Origin of the sequence: Nocardioides lentus, assembly GCF_039529515.1 — a bacterium.
GTDB classification, from domain to species: domain Bacteria; phylum Actinomycetota; class Actinomycetes; order Propionibacteriales; family Nocardioidaceae; genus Nocardioides; species Nocardioides lentus.
In genome coordinates, this window is record NZ_BAAAMY010000005.1 from 351,659 (window position 1) to 368,510 (window position 16,852).

Annotated in this window: 17 protein-coding genes; 3 read left to right on the forward strand and 14 right to left on the reverse strand. The window is 75.5% G+C overall.

Going from position 1 to position 16,852, the window contains the following annotated elements:
* Nucleotides 1–123 precede the first annotated feature (123 nt).
* From hemB to ABD158_RS12620, 6 genes are all read right to left on the reverse strand, one after another.
* Nucleotides 124–1,110 carry a porphobilinogen synthase gene (gene hemB / locus ABD158_RS12595; RefSeq protein WP_425573201.1) on the reverse strand — a complete coding sequence of 329 codons (987 nt, stop codon included), beginning with the start codon at nucleotides 1,108–1,110 and terminating at the stop codon, nucleotides 124–126.
* Complete coding sequence (locus tag ABD158_RS12600) at nucleotides 1,107–2,843, reverse strand: bifunctional uroporphyrinogen-III C-methyltransferase/uroporphyrinogen-III synthase (protein WP_344007669.1); 1,737 nt, start codon at nucleotides 2,841–2,843, stop codon at nucleotides 1,107–1,109. The genes hemB and ABD158_RS12600 overlap by 4 nt, the downstream gene beginning before the upstream one ends.
* Before the next feature lie 13 nt (nucleotides 2,844–2,856).
* Nucleotides 2,857–3,786 (reverse strand): hydroxymethylbilane synthase, encoded by a 930-nt coding sequence (gene hemC, locus ABD158_RS12605; RefSeq protein WP_344008007.1) that lies wholly within the window; start codon nucleotides 3,784–3,786, stop codon nucleotides 2,857–2,859.
* Between the two features lie 5 nt (nucleotides 3,787–3,791).
* A complete protein-coding gene (locus tag ABD158_RS12610; protein WP_344007671.1) occupies nucleotides 3,792–5,129 on the reverse strand; it encodes a glutamyl-tRNA reductase in 1,338 nt (445 codons plus the stop codon).
* The gene (locus tag ABD158_RS12615) at nucleotides 5,126–5,929 is read right to left on the reverse strand and encodes a redox-sensing transcriptional repressor Rex (protein WP_344007673.1); all 804 of its coding nucleotides are present in this window, start codon (nucleotides 5,927–5,929) and stop codon (nucleotides 5,126–5,128) included. Before ABD158_RS12615 ends, ABD158_RS12610 begins: the two co-directional genes overlap by 4 nt.
* 242 nt (nucleotides 5,930–6,171) lie before the next feature.
* On the reverse strand, nucleotides 6,172–6,441 hold the full coding sequence (locus ABD158_RS12620; RefSeq protein WP_344007675.1) for a glutaredoxin family protein: 270 nt from the start codon (nucleotides 6,439–6,441) through the stop codon (nucleotides 6,172–6,174).
* A 54-nt stretch (nucleotides 6,442–6,495) separates the two neighbouring features.
* Here ABD158_RS12620 and ABD158_RS12625 point away from each other — a divergent pair, with 54 nt between their 5' ends.
* The 3 genes from ABD158_RS12625 (at nucleotide 6,496) to ABD158_RS12635 (ending at nucleotide 9,714) form a co-directional block, all read left to right on the forward strand.
* On the forward strand, nucleotides 6,496–7,395 hold the full coding sequence (locus ABD158_RS12625) for an HAD family hydrolase (protein ID WP_344007677.1): 900 nt from the start codon (nucleotides 6,496–6,498) through the stop codon (nucleotides 7,393–7,395).
* A gap of 107 nt (nucleotides 7,396–7,502) precedes the next feature.
* Entirely contained in the window at nucleotides 7,503–8,291 is a 789-nt protein-coding gene (locus ABD158_RS12630) for a sigma-70 family RNA polymerase sigma factor (RefSeq protein ID WP_344007679.1), read from the forward strand.
* A gap of 115 nt (nucleotides 8,292–8,406) precedes the next feature.
* Nucleotides 8,407–9,714 (forward strand): DUF5667 domain-containing protein, encoded by a 1,308-nt coding sequence (locus ABD158_RS12635; RefSeq protein ID WP_344007681.1) that lies wholly within the window; start codon nucleotides 8,407–8,409, stop codon nucleotides 9,712–9,714.
* A 47-nt stretch (nucleotides 9,715–9,761) separates the two neighbouring features.
* Here ABD158_RS12635 and ABD158_RS12640 read toward each other — a convergent pair whose 3' ends face one another.
* The 8 genes from ABD158_RS12640 to ABD158_RS12675 all read right to left on the reverse strand — a co-directional run bounded on the left by ABD158_RS12640 (nucleotide 9,762) and on the right by ABD158_RS12675 (nucleotide 16,839).
* Nucleotides 9,762–10,937 carry a lysophospholipid acyltransferase family protein gene (locus tag ABD158_RS12640; RefSeq protein WP_344007683.1) on the reverse strand — a complete coding sequence of 392 codons (1,176 nt, stop codon included), beginning with the start codon at nucleotides 10,935–10,937 and terminating at the stop codon, nucleotides 9,762–9,764.
* Entirely contained in the window at nucleotides 10,930–11,997 is a 1,068-nt protein-coding gene (locus ABD158_RS12645; protein ID WP_344007685.1) for an NAD-dependent epimerase/dehydratase family protein, read from the reverse strand. Before ABD158_RS12645 ends, ABD158_RS12640 begins: the two co-directional genes overlap by 8 nt.
* 47 nt (nucleotides 11,998–12,044) lie before the next feature.
* Nucleotides 12,045–12,146: a 30S ribosomal protein bS22 gene (locus tag ABD158_RS12650; RefSeq protein WP_084653504.1), complete on the reverse strand. Its 102-nt coding sequence runs from the start codon at nucleotides 12,144–12,146 to the stop codon at nucleotides 12,045–12,047.
* A 112-nt stretch (nucleotides 12,147–12,258) separates the two neighbouring features.
* On the reverse strand, nucleotides 12,259–12,465 hold the full coding sequence (locus ABD158_RS12655) for a helix-turn-helix domain-containing protein (RefSeq protein WP_344007689.1): 207 nt from the start codon (nucleotides 12,463–12,465) through the stop codon (nucleotides 12,259–12,261).
* Nucleotides 12,466–12,833: 368 nt separating this feature from the next.
* Complete coding sequence (locus tag ABD158_RS12660) at nucleotides 12,834–14,036, reverse strand: acetoin utilization protein AcuC (protein WP_425573203.1); 1,203 nt, start codon at nucleotides 14,034–14,036, stop codon at nucleotides 12,834–12,836.
* A 56-nt stretch (nucleotides 14,037–14,092) separates the two neighbouring features.
* The gene (gene proC, locus ABD158_RS12665; RefSeq protein ID WP_344007691.1) at nucleotides 14,093–14,947 is read right to left on the reverse strand and encodes a pyrroline-5-carboxylate reductase; all 855 of its coding nucleotides are present in this window, start codon (nucleotides 14,945–14,947) and stop codon (nucleotides 14,093–14,095) included.
* Nucleotides 14,948–14,953: 6 nt separating this feature from the next.
* Nucleotides 14,954–15,904, reverse strand: a complete 951-nt coding sequence (locus ABD158_RS12670) for a proline dehydrogenase family protein (RefSeq protein WP_344007693.1) — start codon at nucleotides 15,902–15,904, stop codon at nucleotides 14,954–14,956.
* Between the two features lie 116 nt (nucleotides 15,905–16,020).
* Nucleotides 16,021–16,839: a sugar phosphate isomerase/epimerase family protein gene (locus tag ABD158_RS12675; protein WP_344007695.1), complete on the reverse strand. Its 819-nt coding sequence runs from the start codon at nucleotides 16,837–16,839 to the stop codon at nucleotides 16,021–16,023.
* Nucleotides 16,840–16,852: the final 13 nt, after the last annotated feature.

Consider the following 16,852-nt stretch of genomic DNA (forward strand, 5'->3'; position numbering starts at 1 on the left):
GTCGTACGGGCGCCCCGGTCGACGCTCGGACGCACCGCAGCGCGCACATCCGGGCCGACTCGACGCCACCGGCGTGCGCGTCCGGGCCGACTCGACGCCCCTCGGGCGCCCACAGCTGCCGACTCAGCGGGCGAGCAGGCGTGCGGCCTCGGCGGCCCAGTAGGTGAGGACCACGTCGGCGCCGGCGCGGCGGATCGAGGTCAGCGTCTCGAGGATGGCGGGCTCGCGGTCGATCCAGCCGTGGGCGGCGGCGGCCTCGACCATGGCGTACTCCCCCGAGATGTTGTACGCCGCGACCGGCACGTCGACCGCGTCGCGCACGCGCCGGAGCACGTCGAGGTAGGCCAGCGCGGGCTTGACCATCACCATGTCGGCGCCCTCGGCCACGTCGAGCAGCGCCTCGCGCACGCCCTCGCGGCCGTTGCCGGGGTCCTGCTGGTAGGCCCGGCGGTCTCCGGACAGCGAGGAGTCCACGGCCTCGCGGAACGGGCCGTAGAAGGCGGAGGCGTACTTCGCGGAGTAGGCCAGGATCGTGGTCGCCGTGTGACCGGCGCCGTCGAGGGCGTCGCGGATCACGGCGACCTGGCCGTCCATCATCCCGCTCGGGCCGACGACGTCGACGCCGGCGTCGGCGAGCACGCGCGCCATCTCGGCGTACACCTCGAGCGTGGCGTCGTTGTCGACGCCGCCGTCGGCGGCGAGCACGCCGCAGTGGCCGTGGTCGGTGAACTCGTCGAGACACAGGTCGGCCATCACCGGCAGCGCGTCGCCGACCTCGGCGACCACGTCGCGGACGGCGACGGTGAGCACGCCCTGCGGGTCGGTCGCGCCCGAGCCGACCGCGTCCTTCGCCGCGGGCAGGCCGAACAGCATGATCCCGCCGAGCCCCAGCTCCGCGGCCTCGACGGCCGCGGCGCGCAGGGAGTCACGCGAGTGCTGCACGACGCCGGGCATGGACGAGATGGGCCGGGGCGCGTCGGCCCCCTCGGCCACGAACACCGGCAGCACCAGCTGCGACGCCGCGACCGAGGTCTCGGCGACCATCGCCCGCAGCGCGGGCGTGCGCCGCAGCCGACGCGGCCGGACGACCGGTCGCTCCACGCGGCTCAGGAACCGCTCTTGCGGCGCGACGTCGTCCGACGCTCCGACGGCTTCGTGACCGGCTGGCCCGACTCGAGGAGCTCGGCGCGACGCACGGCGCCGAAGTCCGCGAGCGCGTCGGCGAGCTCGTCGGCGGACGGCGCGGCGGCCATCACGTCGACCCGCAGGCCGTGCTCCTCGGCGGTCTTGGCCGTGTGGGGGCCGATCACCGCGATGATCGTCGACGGGTGGGGCTTGCCGGCGATGCCGACGAGGTTGCGCACCGTGGACGACGAGGTGAAGACCACCGCGTCGAACTTGCCCGACTTGATCGCGTCGCGCGTCGGCGCCGGCGGCGGGGCGGCCCGCACGGTCCGGTAGGCGGTGACGTCGTCGCACTCCCAGCCGAGCTCGACGAGGCCGGCGACGAGGGTCTCCGTCGCGATGTCGGCGCGCGGCAGGAACACCCGGTTGATCGGGTCGAGCACGTCGTCGTACGGCGGCCAGTCCTCGAGCAGCCCGGCGGCGGACTGCTCCCCGGAGGGCAGCAGGTCGGGACGCAGGCCCCAGGCCGCGATGGCCTCGGCGGTCTTGTCGCCGACGGCGGCGATCTTGAGCCCGGAGAAGGCGCGCGCGTCGAGCCCGTACTCCTCGAACTTCTCGCGCACCGCACGCACCGCGTTGGCGGAGGTGAACGCGATCCACTCGTAGCGGCCCTCGACGAGGCCGCGGACGGCCTTGTCCATCTGCTGCGGGTTGCGCGGCGGCTCGACCGAGATCGTGGGGACGCCCTCGGGAACGGCGCCGTAGCCGCGCAGCCGCTCCACGAGCGGGCCGGCCTGGTCCTTGGTGCGCGGCACCAGGATCCGCCAGCCGAACAGCGGCTTGGTCTCGAACCAGGACAGCGTCTGGCGCAGGTCGACCACGTCGCCGACCACGGTGACGGCCGGGGCCTCGACGCGGGCGGCGCGGGCGTCCGCGGCGACGTCGGCGAGCGTGGACACCAGGGTGTCCTGCGCGGTCGTCGTGCCGACGCTGGTCATGGAGACCGGGGTGGTCGCGGGGCGGCCGGCGGCGACGAGCGCCTCGGCGACCTCGCCGATCGACCCGACCGCCGAGAGCAGCACCAGGGTGCGGTCGTCGGCGTAGCGGCTCCAGTCGATCCGGGCCTCGCCGCAGGTGACGACGGCGACCTCGCGGTGGTTCTTGGTGGTCAGCGGGATGCCGGCGTACGCCGGGACCGCGGTGACGGAGCTGACGCCCGGGACGACCTCGAAGCCGAGGCCCGCCTTCACGCAGGCCTGCGCCTCCTCGGGGCCGGAGGCGTACAGGAAGGGGTCGCCGGCCATCAGGCGCACGACGTGGCGACCGCCCTTGGCCTGCTTGACGACCAGCTTGGCGCGCGCGGCGTGGGTCAGGGGCTGGCCGTCCTCGCCGAAGCCGCCGTCGACGATCTCGGGGCCGCTCACGTCGTCGGCGCCGGTCTCGGGGGTCTCCCCGAGGTCGGTGGCCGGCAGCTCGAGGAGGCGGCGCACCATCTCCTCGTGGCCCGCGACCTCGGTCACGACGACGTCGGCCTGCTGCAGCAGCTGGACGGCGCGCACGGTGAGGAGCCCGGGGTCACCGGGGCCGCCGCCCACGAAGGACACCCAGCCGCGCGGAGCCGGCGCGGCACCGCTGCGCCCACCGGCCCGCGACGGGGTCGGGGCGGGAGCGGATGGGGTGCTGTCGGCGGAGCGGACGGGGGACGTCACTGTGGTCATGCGCGCTGCTCTCTCACTGGTTGTCCATCAGTTCGGCCGCCCCGTCGGCGAGCATCTCGCCCGCGAGGCGGTGCCCGACGCCCGCGGCGTCGGACGGGTCGCCGCTGGCCGAGCGGCGGATCTCGACCGAGCCGTCGGCGGCCAGGGCCACGGCCCGGATCCACAGCTCGTCGCCGTCGTCGCCCTCGGCGACCTCGGCGAGCGCCCCGACGGGGGCGGAGCACCCGGCCTCGAGTGCGGCGAGCACGGCCCGCTCGGCGTCTACGGTGGCGCGTGCGCGACGATCCTGCAAACTTGCCAGGAGCGCCCGGAGGTGCTCGTCGTCGGCGCGACACTCGATCGCGAGGGCTCCCTGGCCGGGAGCGGGCAGCATCTGGAGCGGGTCGAGGGTCTCGGTGACCTCGTCGACCCGGCCGATCCGCGCCAGGCCGGCACGGGCCAGGACGACGGCGTCGACCTCGCCGTCGGCGACCTTGCGCAGCCGCGTGTCGACGTTGCCGCGGATGGCCACGACCTCCAGGCCGAGCCCGAGCGCCGCGAGCTGCGCGGCGCGGCGCGGCGAGCCGGTGCCGACCCGGGAGCCGGCCGGCAGCTCGCCCAGCGTGAGGCCGTCGCGGGCGACGACCGCGTCGCGCGGGTCCTCGCGCGGCGGGACGGCGGCGAGCGCGATGCCGTCGGCGGGGGCGGTGGGCAGGTCCTTGAGCGAGTGGACGGCGACGTCGACGTCGCCACGCAGCAGGGCCTCGCGCAGCGCGCCGACGAACACGCCGGTGCCGCCGATCTGCGCGAGGGGGGCGCGGTTGGTGTCGCCCTCCGTGGTGACCTCGACCAGCGCCGTGGGCTCCCCGAGCTCGCGGGTGATCAGGTCCGCGACGTGCTGCGACTGCGTGGTCGCCAGACGGGACGCGCGGGTGCCGACCCGCAGGGTCCGGGCACCGGTCACGGCGCTCACCGTTCCAGCCCCTCGGGCCGGGTCACGGCGTCGACCGCGTCGGGGTCGAGCGCGAACAGCTCGGCGAGGGCGGCGGCGTAGGAGACCGCACCGGTCTCGCCGGCCAGCTCCTTGACCCGCACGGTCGGCTGGTGCAGCAGCTTGTCCGCCACCCGTCGGACGGCGTGCAGCACCTCGGCGCGCGCGACCGCGTCGAGGCCGGGGAGCCGGGTGTCGAGGCGTGCCATCTCGGCGTCGACGACCGAGGTCGCCATCGAGCGCAGCGCGACCACGGTGGGCGTGACGCTGGCCTGGCGGCGCACCGCGAGGAAGGCGGCGACCTCCTGGCCCACGATCGAGCGGACGCCGGCGACGCTGTCGACGGCCTCGGCCGCGGCGTCCGGCACGGGACCACCGGCCCCGGCGTCGGGCGTCCGGCCGAGCTCCTCGGCGAGCCGGGCCAGGCCGACCAGGGTCACGCCGGGCTCGTCGGCGACGGCGGGGTCGACGTCGTGGGGCAGCGCGAGGTCGATGACCGCCAGCGGGTCGCCGACCCGGCCGGCGCGGGCCTCGCGCAGGGTCTCGACGTCGAGCACCGTGCCAGCGGCGCCGGTGCACGACACGACGAGGTCGGCGTGGGCCAGCTCGAGCCCGAGGTCGCCCAGCGGGGCCGGGCGGGCGCCGTACAGCGCGGCGAGGCGGTCCGCGGAGGCGGCGCTGCGGTTGGCCACCACGATGCTCTCCGCGCCGCGGGCGGCGGCGGTCGACACCGCGAGCGAGGCCATCGCGCCGGCGCCGACGACCAGCACGCGACGACCCTCGAGGGAGGTCGCCCCGGCGCGGTCGAGGGCGGCGGTCACCAGCGAGGGGGCGGCCCGGTCGATGTCGGTCTCGGCGTGGGCGCGCTTGCCGACGCGCAGCGCCTGCTGGAACAGCGCGTTGAGCGCGGGACCGACGCTGCCGGCCTCCTGGCCGACGCGCAGCGCCTCGCGGGTCTGGCCGAGCACCTGCGTCTCGCCGACCACCATCGAGTCGAGCCCGCAGGCGACCCGGAACAGGTGGCTGACGGCCGCGTCGTCGTAGTGGACGTAGAAGTGGGACACGAGCGCCTCGGCGCGCTCGTCGGCCCGGTCGGCCAGCAGCCGGGAGATCTCCTCGACGCTGCCGTGGAAGCGGTCGACGTCGGCGTAGACCTCGATGCGGTTGCAGGTCGCCACGACCGTGGCCTCGGTGACGTGCTCGCTGCCGACCACGTCGGCGACGAGCTTGACCACCCCGTCGTGGTCGAGCGCGAGGCGCTCGAGCAGCGCCACGGGGGCCGAGGAGTGGGAGACGCCCACCACCAGGATGCTCATGCGTGTTCCTCCTCGCGTCGTGGGGCGCCCGCCGGGTGCGGGGCGGCCCGCTCCCCCGCGTCGCCCGGTCCGGGTACGGGTACCCCGTCGGCGGGGCCGACGAGCCGGTCTGCCGGTGCCTTGCGCTGCTCGTGGTAGGCGAGGATCTGCAGCTCGGTCGACAGGTCGACCTTGCGGACGTCCACGCCGTCGGGCACCGAGAGCACCGCGGGGGCGAAGTTCAGGATGCTGCTGACGCCCGCGGCGACCATGCGGTCGGCGACGTCCTGCGCGGCCGGGGCGGGGGTGGCGATCACCGCGATCTTGACGTGCTGCTCGGCCACCACGCCCTCGAGGTCGTCGAAGGGGCGCACCCGCATGCCCGCGACCTCCTCGCCGTGACGCTCGGGGTCGGCGTCGAGCAGGGCCACGACGCGGAAGCCGCGGCTGCGGAAGCCCGAGTAGCCCGCGAGCGCGTGGCCGAGGTTGCCGATCCCGACGACCACGACCGGCCAGTCCTGCGTCAGGCCGATCTCGCGGGCGATCTGGTAGCGCAGGTAGGCCACGTCGTACCCGACGCCGCGGGTGCCGTAGGAGCCGAGGTGGGACAGGTCCTTGCGGACCTTCGCGCCGGTGACCCCGGTGAGCGTCGCGAGCGTGTCGCTCGAGCACGTGGCCGTCTCGGCCTCGGCGAGCGTGGTCAGGGCGCGCAGGTAGACGGGGAGCCGGGCGAGCGTGGCCTCGGGGAGACCCTTCTCCCCACCGGGGTCGCTCCCGTCGGCCGCCTGCGGGGCGGGCCGCGCTGGGCGCCGTGCCGTCACGTCTCTCGTCTCCCGCCGCGCGCTCCCTGGACCGACGTCCGGGAGGTCGCGAGTGGTGTCGTTCACCGTCGCGCGGCCTCGTCACTGTAGGAGTTCGTGAACGCGAGAACAAACTCCGCGACGCCCCCCGCTACCACATGTGAGGCGTCACACTCCGAGCGGGCCCGGGGGCCGACCGGGGCCGTCGGTCCGACCGGGCTCCGACCGGGCTCCGACCGGGCTCCGACCGGGGCCAGCCCGGGTCAGCCGACCCGTCCGCCCTCGGTCAGCGCGGCGCGCAGGCGGCGGGGGTCGACGCGCCAGAAGTCGTGCTGGGCGCCGTCGACGAAGGTGACCGGGACCTGCTCGTCGTAACGGGCGGCGAGCGAGGCGTCGGCGTCCACGTCGACCTCCTCCCAGCGCTCCCCCAGCTCGGCGCAGACGGCGGCGACGGCCTCGAGGGCCTGGGCGCAGAGGTGGCAGTCGACGCGGGTCAGCACCCGCACGCGGGGCGGGGTCTCGGCGGACGGCACCGGCCCAGCCTAGGGCGGCGGTCCGGCGGTCCGGCGGGGGCTAGGGTGAGGCGCGTGACACCGCGTCAGCCCGGTCCGGAGCGCAGGACCGTGCGGGCGCCCGACCTCACCCTCCGCTCGAGCCTGGCCGGCGAGGCCCAGGCCGCCGCCTCCGAGGTCGAGCAGGCGCTGGCCGTGGCGCCCGACCCGCGGGCGGCCGCCTTCTTCGACGTCGACAACACGATCGTGCAGGGCGCGAGCATCTACCACCTCGCGCGCGGGATGTACGACCGCGGCTTCTTCGGACGCCGCGAGATGTGGGAGGCGCTGCGCAGGCAGGTGTCCTTCCGGCTCCTCGGGGCCGAGAACGCCGGTCACGTCGCCGACGCCCGGGTCTCCGCGCTCGGCCTCATCGCGGGGCACCCCGTCAGCGAGCTGCAGTCGCTCGCGGAGGACGTCTTCGACGACGGCATGGCCCACCGGATCTGGCCGGGCACCCGGGCGCTGGCGCAGATCCACCTCGACCGCGGCGAGCGGGTCTGGCTCGTGACCGCCGCGCCCATCGAGATCGCCGAGGTGATCGCGCGGCGTCTCGGGCTGACGGGTGCGATGGGGACCGTCGCCGAGCACGTGGACGGCGTCTACACCGGGCGCCTCGTCGGCGACCTCCTCCACGGGCCGGCCAAGCGCGACGTCGTCGCCGAGCTCGTCGAGGCCGAGGGGCTGGACCCGGCGGCCTGCTCGGCGTACTCGGACTCGGTCAACGACCTGCCCCTGCTCGGCCTCGTGGGCCACCCGTGCGCGGTCAACCCGGACCGCCGGCTGCGCCGCCACGCCGAGGAGCAGGGCTGGCCCGTGCGCGACTACCGGGTCGGCCGCCGCGCCGCCCGCGCCGGCCTGACGACCGCCGGGGTCGCCGGCGCGCTGACGCTCGGGGCCGCCGCGGTCGCCGCGCGGCGACGCGGCGGAGGTTGACGCCCGAACCGGATCCGCGTGGACCGGTTCCGCTGGGGCCCGTCCTCACCTACCGTGGGGCGGTAGCCCTCCTCGCGATCGGGGACGGGCAGGGGGAGGGACGCTCGATGGCAGCCGGCGCACGCCGCGGGGACGGGGACGGGTGGAGCGCCCTGCGCCGCGCCGTCCTCGCCGCGCTCGCGCCGTCGTCGCCCGGCCGCGCCCTCGTGCCCGCCGGCCCCGGTCGACCGGTGGTCCCCGGGCTGCTGCTCGCCGAGAGCTCCCTCGCCGCGGGCGGCGGCCGGTCCGACACGTACGGCGACCACGACCAGGCCGCCTCCTCCGAGGACGACGCCGGCGAGCGGGCGCGGCTGATCGCGCTCGTCGAGCTGGCCCGCGGCGGCGACCGCGAGGCCTTCGGCGAGCTCTACGACCACTACCACCCGTCGGTGTACCGCTTCCTCTACTACCGGACGCGGTCGCAGAGCCTCGCCGAGGACCTCGCTGCCGACACGTTCTTCCGCGCCCTGCGCAACATGGACGGCTTCCGGTGGCAGGGCCGCGACTTCGGGGCGTGGCTGATGACGATCGCCCGCAACCTCACCACCGACCACTTCAAGGCGGGCCGGACCCGCCTGGAGGCGACCACCGAGGACATGACGCCGCACGACGACTCCACCACGGAGACCGTCGAGTCGACGGTGATGACGTCGCTGACCAACGAGATGCTGATGGAGGCGATGACCCGGCTGCCGACCGAGCAGCAGGAGTGCCTCGTCATGCGCTTCCTGCAGGGCCTCAGCATCGCCGAGACCGCCGCGGTCCTCGGCCGCAGCGACGGGGCCGTCAAGCAGCTGCAGCTGCGGGGGGTCCGCAACCTCGCCAAGCTGGTGCCCGAGGGGATCCGCGACCGATGAGACCGACGTCCCGCGTAACCCGGTGCCACCGCCCCTCGTTGGTCAGCACGTCCCGCCCGCCGGTCATGGGGGCTGGCGGGCGGAACCAGACATCGAGGCAGGTGGGATGACACGCATGTGGAGCCCGGGGCGCGCGGCCGAGGCCTTCGACCGCGCCGTGGAGGGCCGCGGGGACGGCGCCGCCGACGGCGACCTCCTCGCCGTCGTCTCCGCCCTGCGCGGCGTCCCCGCCCCCGAGCCCTCCCCCGCGCGCGTGGCCGACCTCCGGGCGCGCCTCCTGGCCGAGGCCGACCGTCTGGCCACGGCCTCGCCGGCACGGTCCGGCTCCGCGGCCGCCGCCGAGGAGCGGCTGCGGCTGCGCCCCGCCGGCGAGCGCGCCCCGCGGCGCCGGCTCGTCGTCGCCGCCGGCACCCTCGCGGCGCTCGGGGTGGGCGCCTCGGTCGGCGTCGCCGCCCAGACCGCCCTGCCCGGCGAGACCCTCTACCCCGTCAAGCGGGCCCTCGAGGACGCCCGGACCGGCATGACCACCGGCGAACGGGCGCGGGCCGAGCTGATGCTGGCCGACGCCACCGACCGCCTCGAGGAGACCCTCGCGGTCCTCGAGGCACCCGAGGCGGCCTCGACGGCGCAGATCCCGGCCACCCTGGGCGACTTCAGCGCACGGGCCCGCGGCGCGGCGTCGCTGCTGCTCGACGAGTACGCCCGCACCGGCGACCGCGCGATCGTCGACGAGCTGCGCACCTTCACCGCCGCCAGCAGCCGCGACCTGGCGCGCATGCAGCCGACCATGCCCGACAGCGGGCTGCTCGCCTGGCAGGACGCCAGCGACACCGTGGCCATGATCGACACGGACGCGCTCAGCGCCTGCCCGCTCTGCTCGGCCGACCTGCGCTCGCTGGCCGCGGACGTCGGCCTCGAGACCCCCGACTTCGACCCCGACGCCGTGGCCCTGCCGCCCGCGAGCCCGACCCCGACCTCCGGTCCCCGCTCCGGCGGGCGGCCCGACGACGGCACCGACGGACGCTCCGGTCGTGGCGGCGCGGGCACACGCGGGGGCGGGACCGACGGCTCCGACCCCGGCACCTCCGCGCCGACCGGCACCGCGACCCCCGACGGCGACGGCGCCCCGGTCGACCCGCTGCCCGAGGAGGACCTCCTCGGCGGCCTGCTCGGCGGTGACGGCCGCACCAGCGGCGCCGACGGCGGCGGCCTGGTCGGTGGCCTCCTCGGCGGCTCCGGCGGCGGCTCCGGCGGCTCCGGCGGCAAGACCGGCGGCGGCTCCGGCGGCTCCGGCGGCAAGACCGGCGGCGGCAACGGGTCCGGCGGCAACGGGTCCGGCGGCGGCAACGGCGGCGGCAACGGCGGCGGGTCCGGCGGCGTGGTCGACGACGTCCTGGACGGCGTCGGAGACCTCCTGCCCTGACGCGCGGGCGCACCGCTCGGCGCCGGGCCGCTCGCGGACCGATGCGGTCAGCCGAAGACGGAGGGTCGCTCCATCAGCAGCGCGTAGAGCGTCTGCTGGATGGTCTCCCGCACCTGGTCGGTCACGGTCAGCACCAGCATCGGGTCGTCCGCCGCGTCCGCCCCGTCGGCGGCGTCGCCGGCCAGCGTGTCGGTGCGGATCGGCTCGCCGAACTCGATGAGCCACTTCGACGGCAGCGGCACGAGCCCGAGCGGCCCGAGGAGCGGGAACAGCGGGGTGATCGGGACGTAGGGCAGCCCGAGCAGCCGGGCCAGGCTGGGCACGTTGCCGACGAGCGGGTAGATCTCCTCGGCCCCGACCACCGACACCGGGACGACGGGCACGCCCGTGCGCAGTGCGGCGGACACGAAGCCCCCGCGGCCGAACCGCTGCAGCTTGTAGCGCTCGGAGTAGGGCTTGCCGATGCCCTTGAAACCCTCGGGCCAGACCCCGACGAGCTCGCCGTCGCGCAGCATCCGCTCGGCGTCCTCGCTGCAGGCCAGGGTGGCGCCCATCTTGCGCGCGACGCCGGCGACCACGGGGGTGCGGAAGACGAGGTCGGCGCCGAGGGGGCGCAGGTAGCGACCGGTGTGCTCGTGGACGGAGAACATCGTCATCAGGCCGTCGACCGGGATCGTGCCCGAGTGGTTCGAGACGACCAGCGCGCCGCCCTCGGTCGGGATGTTCTCGAGGCCGCGCACCTCGATGCGGAACCAGCGCTCCGCGAGCGGCCGCAGGACCGCGAACAGCAGGTGGCGGGTCAGCTCGGCGTCGAAGCCGTACTCGTCGATCGCGTAGTCACCGGTGAGGCGGCGGCGCACGGTGGCGAGCATGCCCGCCAGACGCGGCTCCCACTGCTCGCCCAGCACCTCGCGGGCGCCCTGCGCGATGGCGGCGGCCCAGTCGGCGGCGGGGATCCCCTCGCGCGGCTCCCGCACGGTCCCGCCCGGACGGGCGAGGGCCGGGGCGGCCGGGGTCGCACCGACCTTCGGGACGCCGCGGGGGGTCGGGGCCGGGCCGACGGCCGGGCCGCCGTCGTCGGGTCCCGGGCCGCCCGCGTCCGCCCCCGGCGTACGACGGGCTCCGCGGGCGAGGTCGCGCGCCGCCGAGGAGGGGCGCCGCGTGCCGGAGCCACGGCCGGGCCGGCCGCGCGTGCCCAGGGGGATGATCTCGGCGTCAGGCATCGTCGGCCTCCTCGTCACGGTCACCGAGCTCGCCGGCCGGCGCCGTACCGGCGCGCGGGTGCCCGAGGACCGCACCGACCCCGCTGAGGACCCGCTCGGCCGGGGCCGGGCCGGGCGAGACGTGCGCCGCGAAGTCGGCGAAGGCGGACGCCGTGCTGTGGCGCGGGGTGAAGCCGAGGACGTCGCGCATCCGGGCGGTGTCGACGCCGCGGCCGAAGGTCAGCAGCGAGACGAGCTCCGGCGAGAACTCGGTCAGGCGGGCCGAGCGCAGGGCCGACCCGACCCGGCCGACCGCCGAGGGGGGCAGCTTGACCGAGGGCCGCCCCAGGCGGCGCAGCGCCTGGCTCAGCAGCAGCACGCCGGAGCCGGCGACGTTGAAGGTGCCGTGGACCCCGTCGGTGGTGCAGTGCTCCAGCACGTCCATGAGGTCCTGCTCGTGCAGGAACTGCAGGCGCGGGTCGAAGCCCAGGACCGTCGGCACCACCGGCAGGCGGAAGTAGGCGGTCATCGGGCTGACGACGTGGTGGCCGAGCACGTTGGCGCAACGGAGCATGGTGACACGGACGTCGGGGCGACGCCGCGCGAAGCCCCGGACGTAGGCCTCGACCTCGGAGGCGTCCTTGGCGTAGCCGTGGCGCGGGAGCCGACGCGGCTCGGTGTCCTCGGCGAACATCGCGGGGTCGCGGCTGCTGGCGCCGTACACCGTGGTGGTCGACTTCACCACCAGCGTGGTCAGCCGGGGCGAGCGCTGGCAGGCCGCGAGGAGCTGCATCGTCCCGATGACGTTGAGCTCCTTCATCGTGGTCCGTCCCCCGCTGCTGCCGGGGGTGGCGATGACGCTCATGTGGACGACGGTGTCGACGTCCTCCTTGGCGAGGACCTTGGCGATGACCGGGTTGCGGATGTCGGCGCGCACGAACGCGACGCCGCCCATGTCACCGCGGGGCGGGGTGACGTCGACGCCGACCACCCGGTCGACGCCGGGGGCGGCGGCGAGCGCGCGGGCGCACCGACGGCCGAGGTCCCTCGAGACCCCGGTCACCAGGACGACGCGCCCCATCAGTCCCCCATCGCCGCCGGCGTCAGCCCGGCATCACCGGCCGTGCGTCACTTGCCGAGCTTGCGACGCTGCACGCGCGTGCGCTTGAGCAGCTTGCGGTGCTTCTTCTTGGCCATGCGCTTGCGACGCTTCTTGATGACAGAACCCACGGGGACAACCTCTCGCGTACGGGTGCGCCGGCAGCCGCCGACGCGAACCTCGACAGCCTAACGGGCACCACCGTCGGGTCCCACTCCGGCGTCGCCCGCCGCGACCGGCCGCTCAGCCGGCGTCGAAGAAGCTCTTGCGAAGGTACTCGTTGACGTCCTCCTCGAGGACGCGGAACGAGCGGCCGACGCGGACGGCCGGGAGCTCGCCGTTGTGGACGAGTCGGTAGACGGTCATCTTCGACACGCGCATCACCGTCGCGACCTCGGCGACGGTCAGGAACTTGGCCTCGGACATGTCCGAGGTGGGGCTGGGTGCCATGGTCAACCGTCCTTTGCTGCGACGTCTCGCCGGCTTCCCCGCCGGCGACGCATGCGTCGTAGCGGTAAAGATAGGGCCAGTTGTGACGCGTGTGAAGCAAGTTGCACGAAAACTGCGCCTCGCTCGGCGTGTCGTGTTGCGATCCACGACGACCGAGCGTGCGAGGTCGTCAGTGGATCGGGTCGAGCGAGCGACGCGACCGAGGAACGAGGTCGCGTCAGCGTGCCGAGACCCCCGTGCGACGACCGCGACGGGCGAGGTCGTCAGTGGATCGGGTCGAGCGAGCGACGCGACCGAGGAACGAGGTCGCGTCAGCGTGCCGAGACCCCCGTGGGAGGACCGCGACGGGCGAGCGGGGTCGGTCCCGCCTACCAGGCGGCCGGGTCGAGCCCGTGGAGCGGGAACACCTCGGTGCGGGTGGCGTGGACGCTGCGGTCGAGCCAGGTGGCGGGGTCGTAGCCCTCGGTCCAGTCGCGCCAGACGGGGGCGCGGCCGTCGGTCATGCGCAGGGGGCCGCCGCGACCGAGGCTGCGCGTGACGTGGTCGCGCCAGGACTGCGGGGTGGCCAGCGAGGGCTCCAGCGGGGTGCCGGTCATGATCGCGAGCAGGTGGCTCCAGGAGCGCGGGACGACGTCGACGAGGGCGTAGCCGCCGCCGCCGGTGACGACCCAGCGTCCGCCGGCGACCTCGTGGGCGAGCTCGTGGAGCGCCTGGTACGTCGTGCGGTGGCCGTCGACGGTCAGGTTGAGGTGCGTGAGCGGGTCCTCGACGTGGGAGTCGCAGCCGTGCTGGCTGACGAGCACCTCGGGCTGCCACTCGCGCAGCAGCGGCGGGACGACGGCGTGGAAGGCGCGCAGCCAGCCGGCGTCGGAGGTGCCGGGCGGCAGGGCGACGTTGACCGCGGTGCCCTCGGCGTCGGGGCCGCCGGTGTCGGCGGCGAACCCGGTGCCGGGGAAGAGCATCTCGCCGGTCTCGTGCAGGGAGATGGTCAGCACGCGCGGGTCGTCCCAGAACACCTTCTGCACACCGTCGCCGTGGTGGGCGTCGACGTCGACGTAGGCCACGCGGGTCGCGCCGAGGTCGAGGAGGTGGCGGATGCCGACGGCGACGTCGTTGTAGACGCAGAAGCCGCTCGCGCGCCCGGGCATCGCGTGGTGCAGGCCGCCGGTGACGTTGGCGCTGTGGAGGGACTCGCCGCTCCACACCTGCCGGAACGCCTCGACGCTCGCGCCCACGACGTGGGCGGTGGCCTCGTGCATCCCGCGGAAGACGGGGTTGTCCTCGCTGCCGAGCCCGTGGGCCAGGTCGACGCCGCCCTCGTGGCCCAGCCGTGTCACGGCCCGCACCAGGTCGTCGTCGTGGACGGTGCGGATGAGGTCGTCGTCGGCGACCGGGGCCGGTACGGTCCGCAGGCGGTCGAGCACGCCGAGGGAGTCCGCGAGCCGCATCGTGAGGTCGACGCGGACCGGGTGCATCGGGTGGCCCGGACCGAAGTCGTACGACGTGAGCGACTCGTCGAAGACGACCGAGGACAGCGCCGCGCAGCCCGGCCCGGCGGCGGGGCCGGGCAGCCGGCCGGGGGCCACGGCCGGCGCCCGCGGCGCGGGCGGCTCGTACGGCGTGTCGCTCACGAGCCCCCCGCCAGGGCGCGGGAGCGGTCGTGGGCCGCCTCCAGCGCGGCGAGGAACGCCGCGCGGACGCCGTGGACCTCCAGCTCGCGCAGCGCCGCCGCCGTGGTGCCGGCGGGCGAGGTGACCTGCTCGCGGAGCACCACCGGGTGGTCCCCGGTCTCCCGCAGCATCGCGGCGGAGCCGACCAGGGTCTGCACCACGAGCTCGGTCGCGGTCGCGCGCGGCAGGCCGAGGTGGACGCCCGCCTCGATCATCGACTCCACGACGAAGAACACGTAGCCCGGCCCGGACCCGGAGATCGCGGTCGCGGCGTCCTGGTGCTTCTCCGGCAGCCGCATCACCCTGCCGGTGGTCGCCAGCAGCCCCTCGACCTCGGCGAGGTGTGCCTCGGTGCAGTGCGAGCCGGGCGAGATCGTGAGCATCCCCTGGTCGACGAGGGCGGGGGTGTTGGGCATGACGCGGACGACGGCGACCCCGTCGGCGAGCCGCGCCTCGAGGAAGGCGGTGGTGATGCCGGCCGCGAGCGACACGACGAGCTGGCCGGGGCGGATGACGTGGGCGATCTCGGCGACGACCTCGTCCATGTCCTGGGGCTTCACGACGAGCACGACGGTGGTGGCCCCGCGGGCCGCCGCGACGTTGTCGACGACCGCCACGTCGTACCGCTCGGTGAGCTCGGCGGCGCGCTCGGGGCGCTTCTCGCCGAGCAGGAGGGAGGCGGTCGGGCGCCCGGCCCGCACCAGCCCGGAGACCAGCGCCTCGCCCATGACGCCGACGCCGATGACGGCGGTGCGCCCCTCCCCGGCCCCCTCGGGGGTGCTCCCGGTCGCGGGAGTCGGCTGGGAGGTCATGGCCACCTACTTCTTGGAGACGAGGGACTTCACGAAGAACGACAGGTTGGCCGGTCGCTCCGCGAGGCGGCGGACGAGGTAGCCGTACCACTCAGCACCGTAGGGGATGTAGACGCGCACGGTCTCGCCGTCCGCGGCCAGCCGGCGCTGCTCGGCGGGGCGGATACCGTAGAGCATCTGGAACTCGTAGCTGCCCGGCACGCGCTGGTGGCGGCCCGCCAGGGAGCGGGCGATCTCGATCATCCGCGGGTCGTGGGAGGCGACCATCGGGTAGCCGTCGCCGGCCATCAGCACCTTCAGGCACCGCACGTAGGACCGGTCGACGTCGTGCCTGTCGACGAAGGCGACGGACTCCGGCTCGTCGTACGCGCCCTTGCACAGGCGCACCCGCGAGCCCTCGTGGGCCAGCGCGCGGCAGTCGGCCTCGGTGCGGCGCAGGTAGGCCTGCAGCACGGCGCCGGTCTCGGGGAAGTCCTTGCGCAGCTCGCGCAGCACGCCGAGGGTCTCGTCGGTGGTGGTGTGGTCCTCCATGTCGACGGTCACCGTCGTCCCGGCGTTGCGGGCGGCGCGGCAGACGGTCCGGGCGTTCTCGAGCGCGGTGCGCCGACCGCCCTCGGGCGCCTGGGAGCGCGGCAGTCGCAGCCCGAGCGCGGTCAGCTTGACCGACACCTCCGCGCCGCGGGACAACCCGGCCGCCGACAGCTGCTCGAGCAGCTCGACGTACGCCGCGACGGTCGCGTCGGCCTGGGCGGCCTCGACCGTGTCCTCGCCGAGGAAGTCGACGGTCGTCGTCAGGCCCTCGGCGGCACAGGCCGCGACGGCGTCGACGACGTCCTCGGTGCTCTCCCCCGGCACGTAGCCCGCCACGACCGACGACGTCACCGGCAGCGTCGTCGCCAGGTCCTTGACCCGCTCGTTGCGGGCCAGCCACATCAGCGGTCCTCGCAGCACCGACATCCGGAGCCCCTCCTCCGCGCGGGGGTACGACGGCCCGCGACGTGAGCCAGGCTACGTCCGCCGTCGCCCGCCGGGGGCCCAGGGTGCGCGGCCGCCGTGCCGGGCGATCGCCGCCGTCACCCCGCGGCGGGGTCCTGGCGCAGGTGGGTGCGGGCGAAGGCGAGGGACTCGGCGAGGTCGGCGAGCCGGGCCTCGCGGTCGGGGGCCCTGCGGGTGTTGATCTCGAGCACGACGTGGCCGGCGAACTCCCGGTCGGCGAGGGTGGCGAGGAGCCCGGCGACCGGCATGGAGCCGCGGCCGGGGACCAGGTGCTCGTCCTTCGGCGACCCCGAGCCGTCGGTGAGGTGCAGGTGGCGCAGCCGGTCGCCCATCGCCGCGGCCATCGCGAGGAGGTCGGAGCCGGCCGTCGAGGCGTGGGACACGTCGAGGGTGGTGTTGGCGTAGGGCTCGGTGGAGGGGTCGAAGCCGGGCAGGTACATCTCCACCTCCCGCCGGACGACGCGGCGGTTCGAGGCGCGCCACGGGTACATGTTCTCCACGGCGAAGGCGATGCCGGTGGACTCCTCGAGCGCCGCGATGCCGTCGACGAAGTCACGGGCGTACTCACGCTGCCAGCGGAACGCCGGGTGCACGACGACGACGTCCGCGCCGACCTCGGCGGCCATCTCCGCGGAGCGCACGAGCTTGCCCCACGGCTCCGTGCCCCAGACCCGCTGGGTGAAGAGCAGGCACGGCGCGTGGACCGAGCAGATCGGCAGCTGGTGGGCGTAGGCCAGGCGCTGGACCGCGGCGAGGTCCTGGCTGGTGTCGTCCATGCCGACCATGACCTCGACCGCGTCGTACCCGAGCTCGGCGGCGTAGGCGAAGGCCTGCTCGGTCGGCTCCGGGTAGACCGAGCTCGTGGAGAGCCCGACGACGCTGCGCGCCCCGCTCACCCGGGGCCCACGG

Excerpts from the sequence above, each read along its gene's own strand:
- ABD158_RS12655 (WP_344007689.1), bottom strand. The coding sequence starts at position 12,465 with ATGGCACCCAGCCCCACCTCGGACATGTCCGAGGCCAAGTTCCTGACC.
- proC (WP_344007691.1), bottom strand. The coding sequence starts at position 14,947 with ATGACCTCCCAGCCGACTCCCGCGACCGGGAGCACCCCCGAGGGGGCC.
- ABD158_RS12640 (WP_344007683.1), bottom strand. The coding sequence starts at position 10,937 with ATGCCTGACGCCGAGATCATCCCCCTGGGCACGCGCGGCCGGCCCGGC.
- ABD158_RS12630 (WP_344007679.1), top strand. The coding sequence starts at position 7,503 with ATGGCAGCCGGCGCACGCCGCGGGGACGGGGACGGGTGGAGCGCCCTG.
- ABD158_RS12635 (WP_344007681.1), top strand. The coding sequence starts at position 8,407 with ATGTGGAGCCCGGGGCGCGCGGCCGAGGCCTTCGACCGCGCCGTGGAG.
- ABD158_RS12670 (WP_344007693.1), bottom strand. The coding sequence starts at position 15,904 with ATGTCGGTGCTGCGAGGACCGCTGATGTGGCTGGCCCGCAACGAGCGG.
- ABD158_RS12645 (WP_344007685.1), bottom strand. The coding sequence starts at position 11,997 with ATGGGGCGCGTCGTCCTGGTGACCGGGGTCTCGAGGGACCTCGGCCGT.
- ABD158_RS12600 (WP_344007669.1), bottom strand. The coding sequence starts at position 2,843 with ATGACCACAGTGACGTCCCCCGTCCGCTCCGCCGACAGCACCCCATCC.
- ABD158_RS12610 (WP_344007671.1), bottom strand. The coding sequence starts at position 5,129 with ATGAGCATCCTGGTGGTGGGCGTCTCCCACTCCTCGGCCCCCGTGGCG.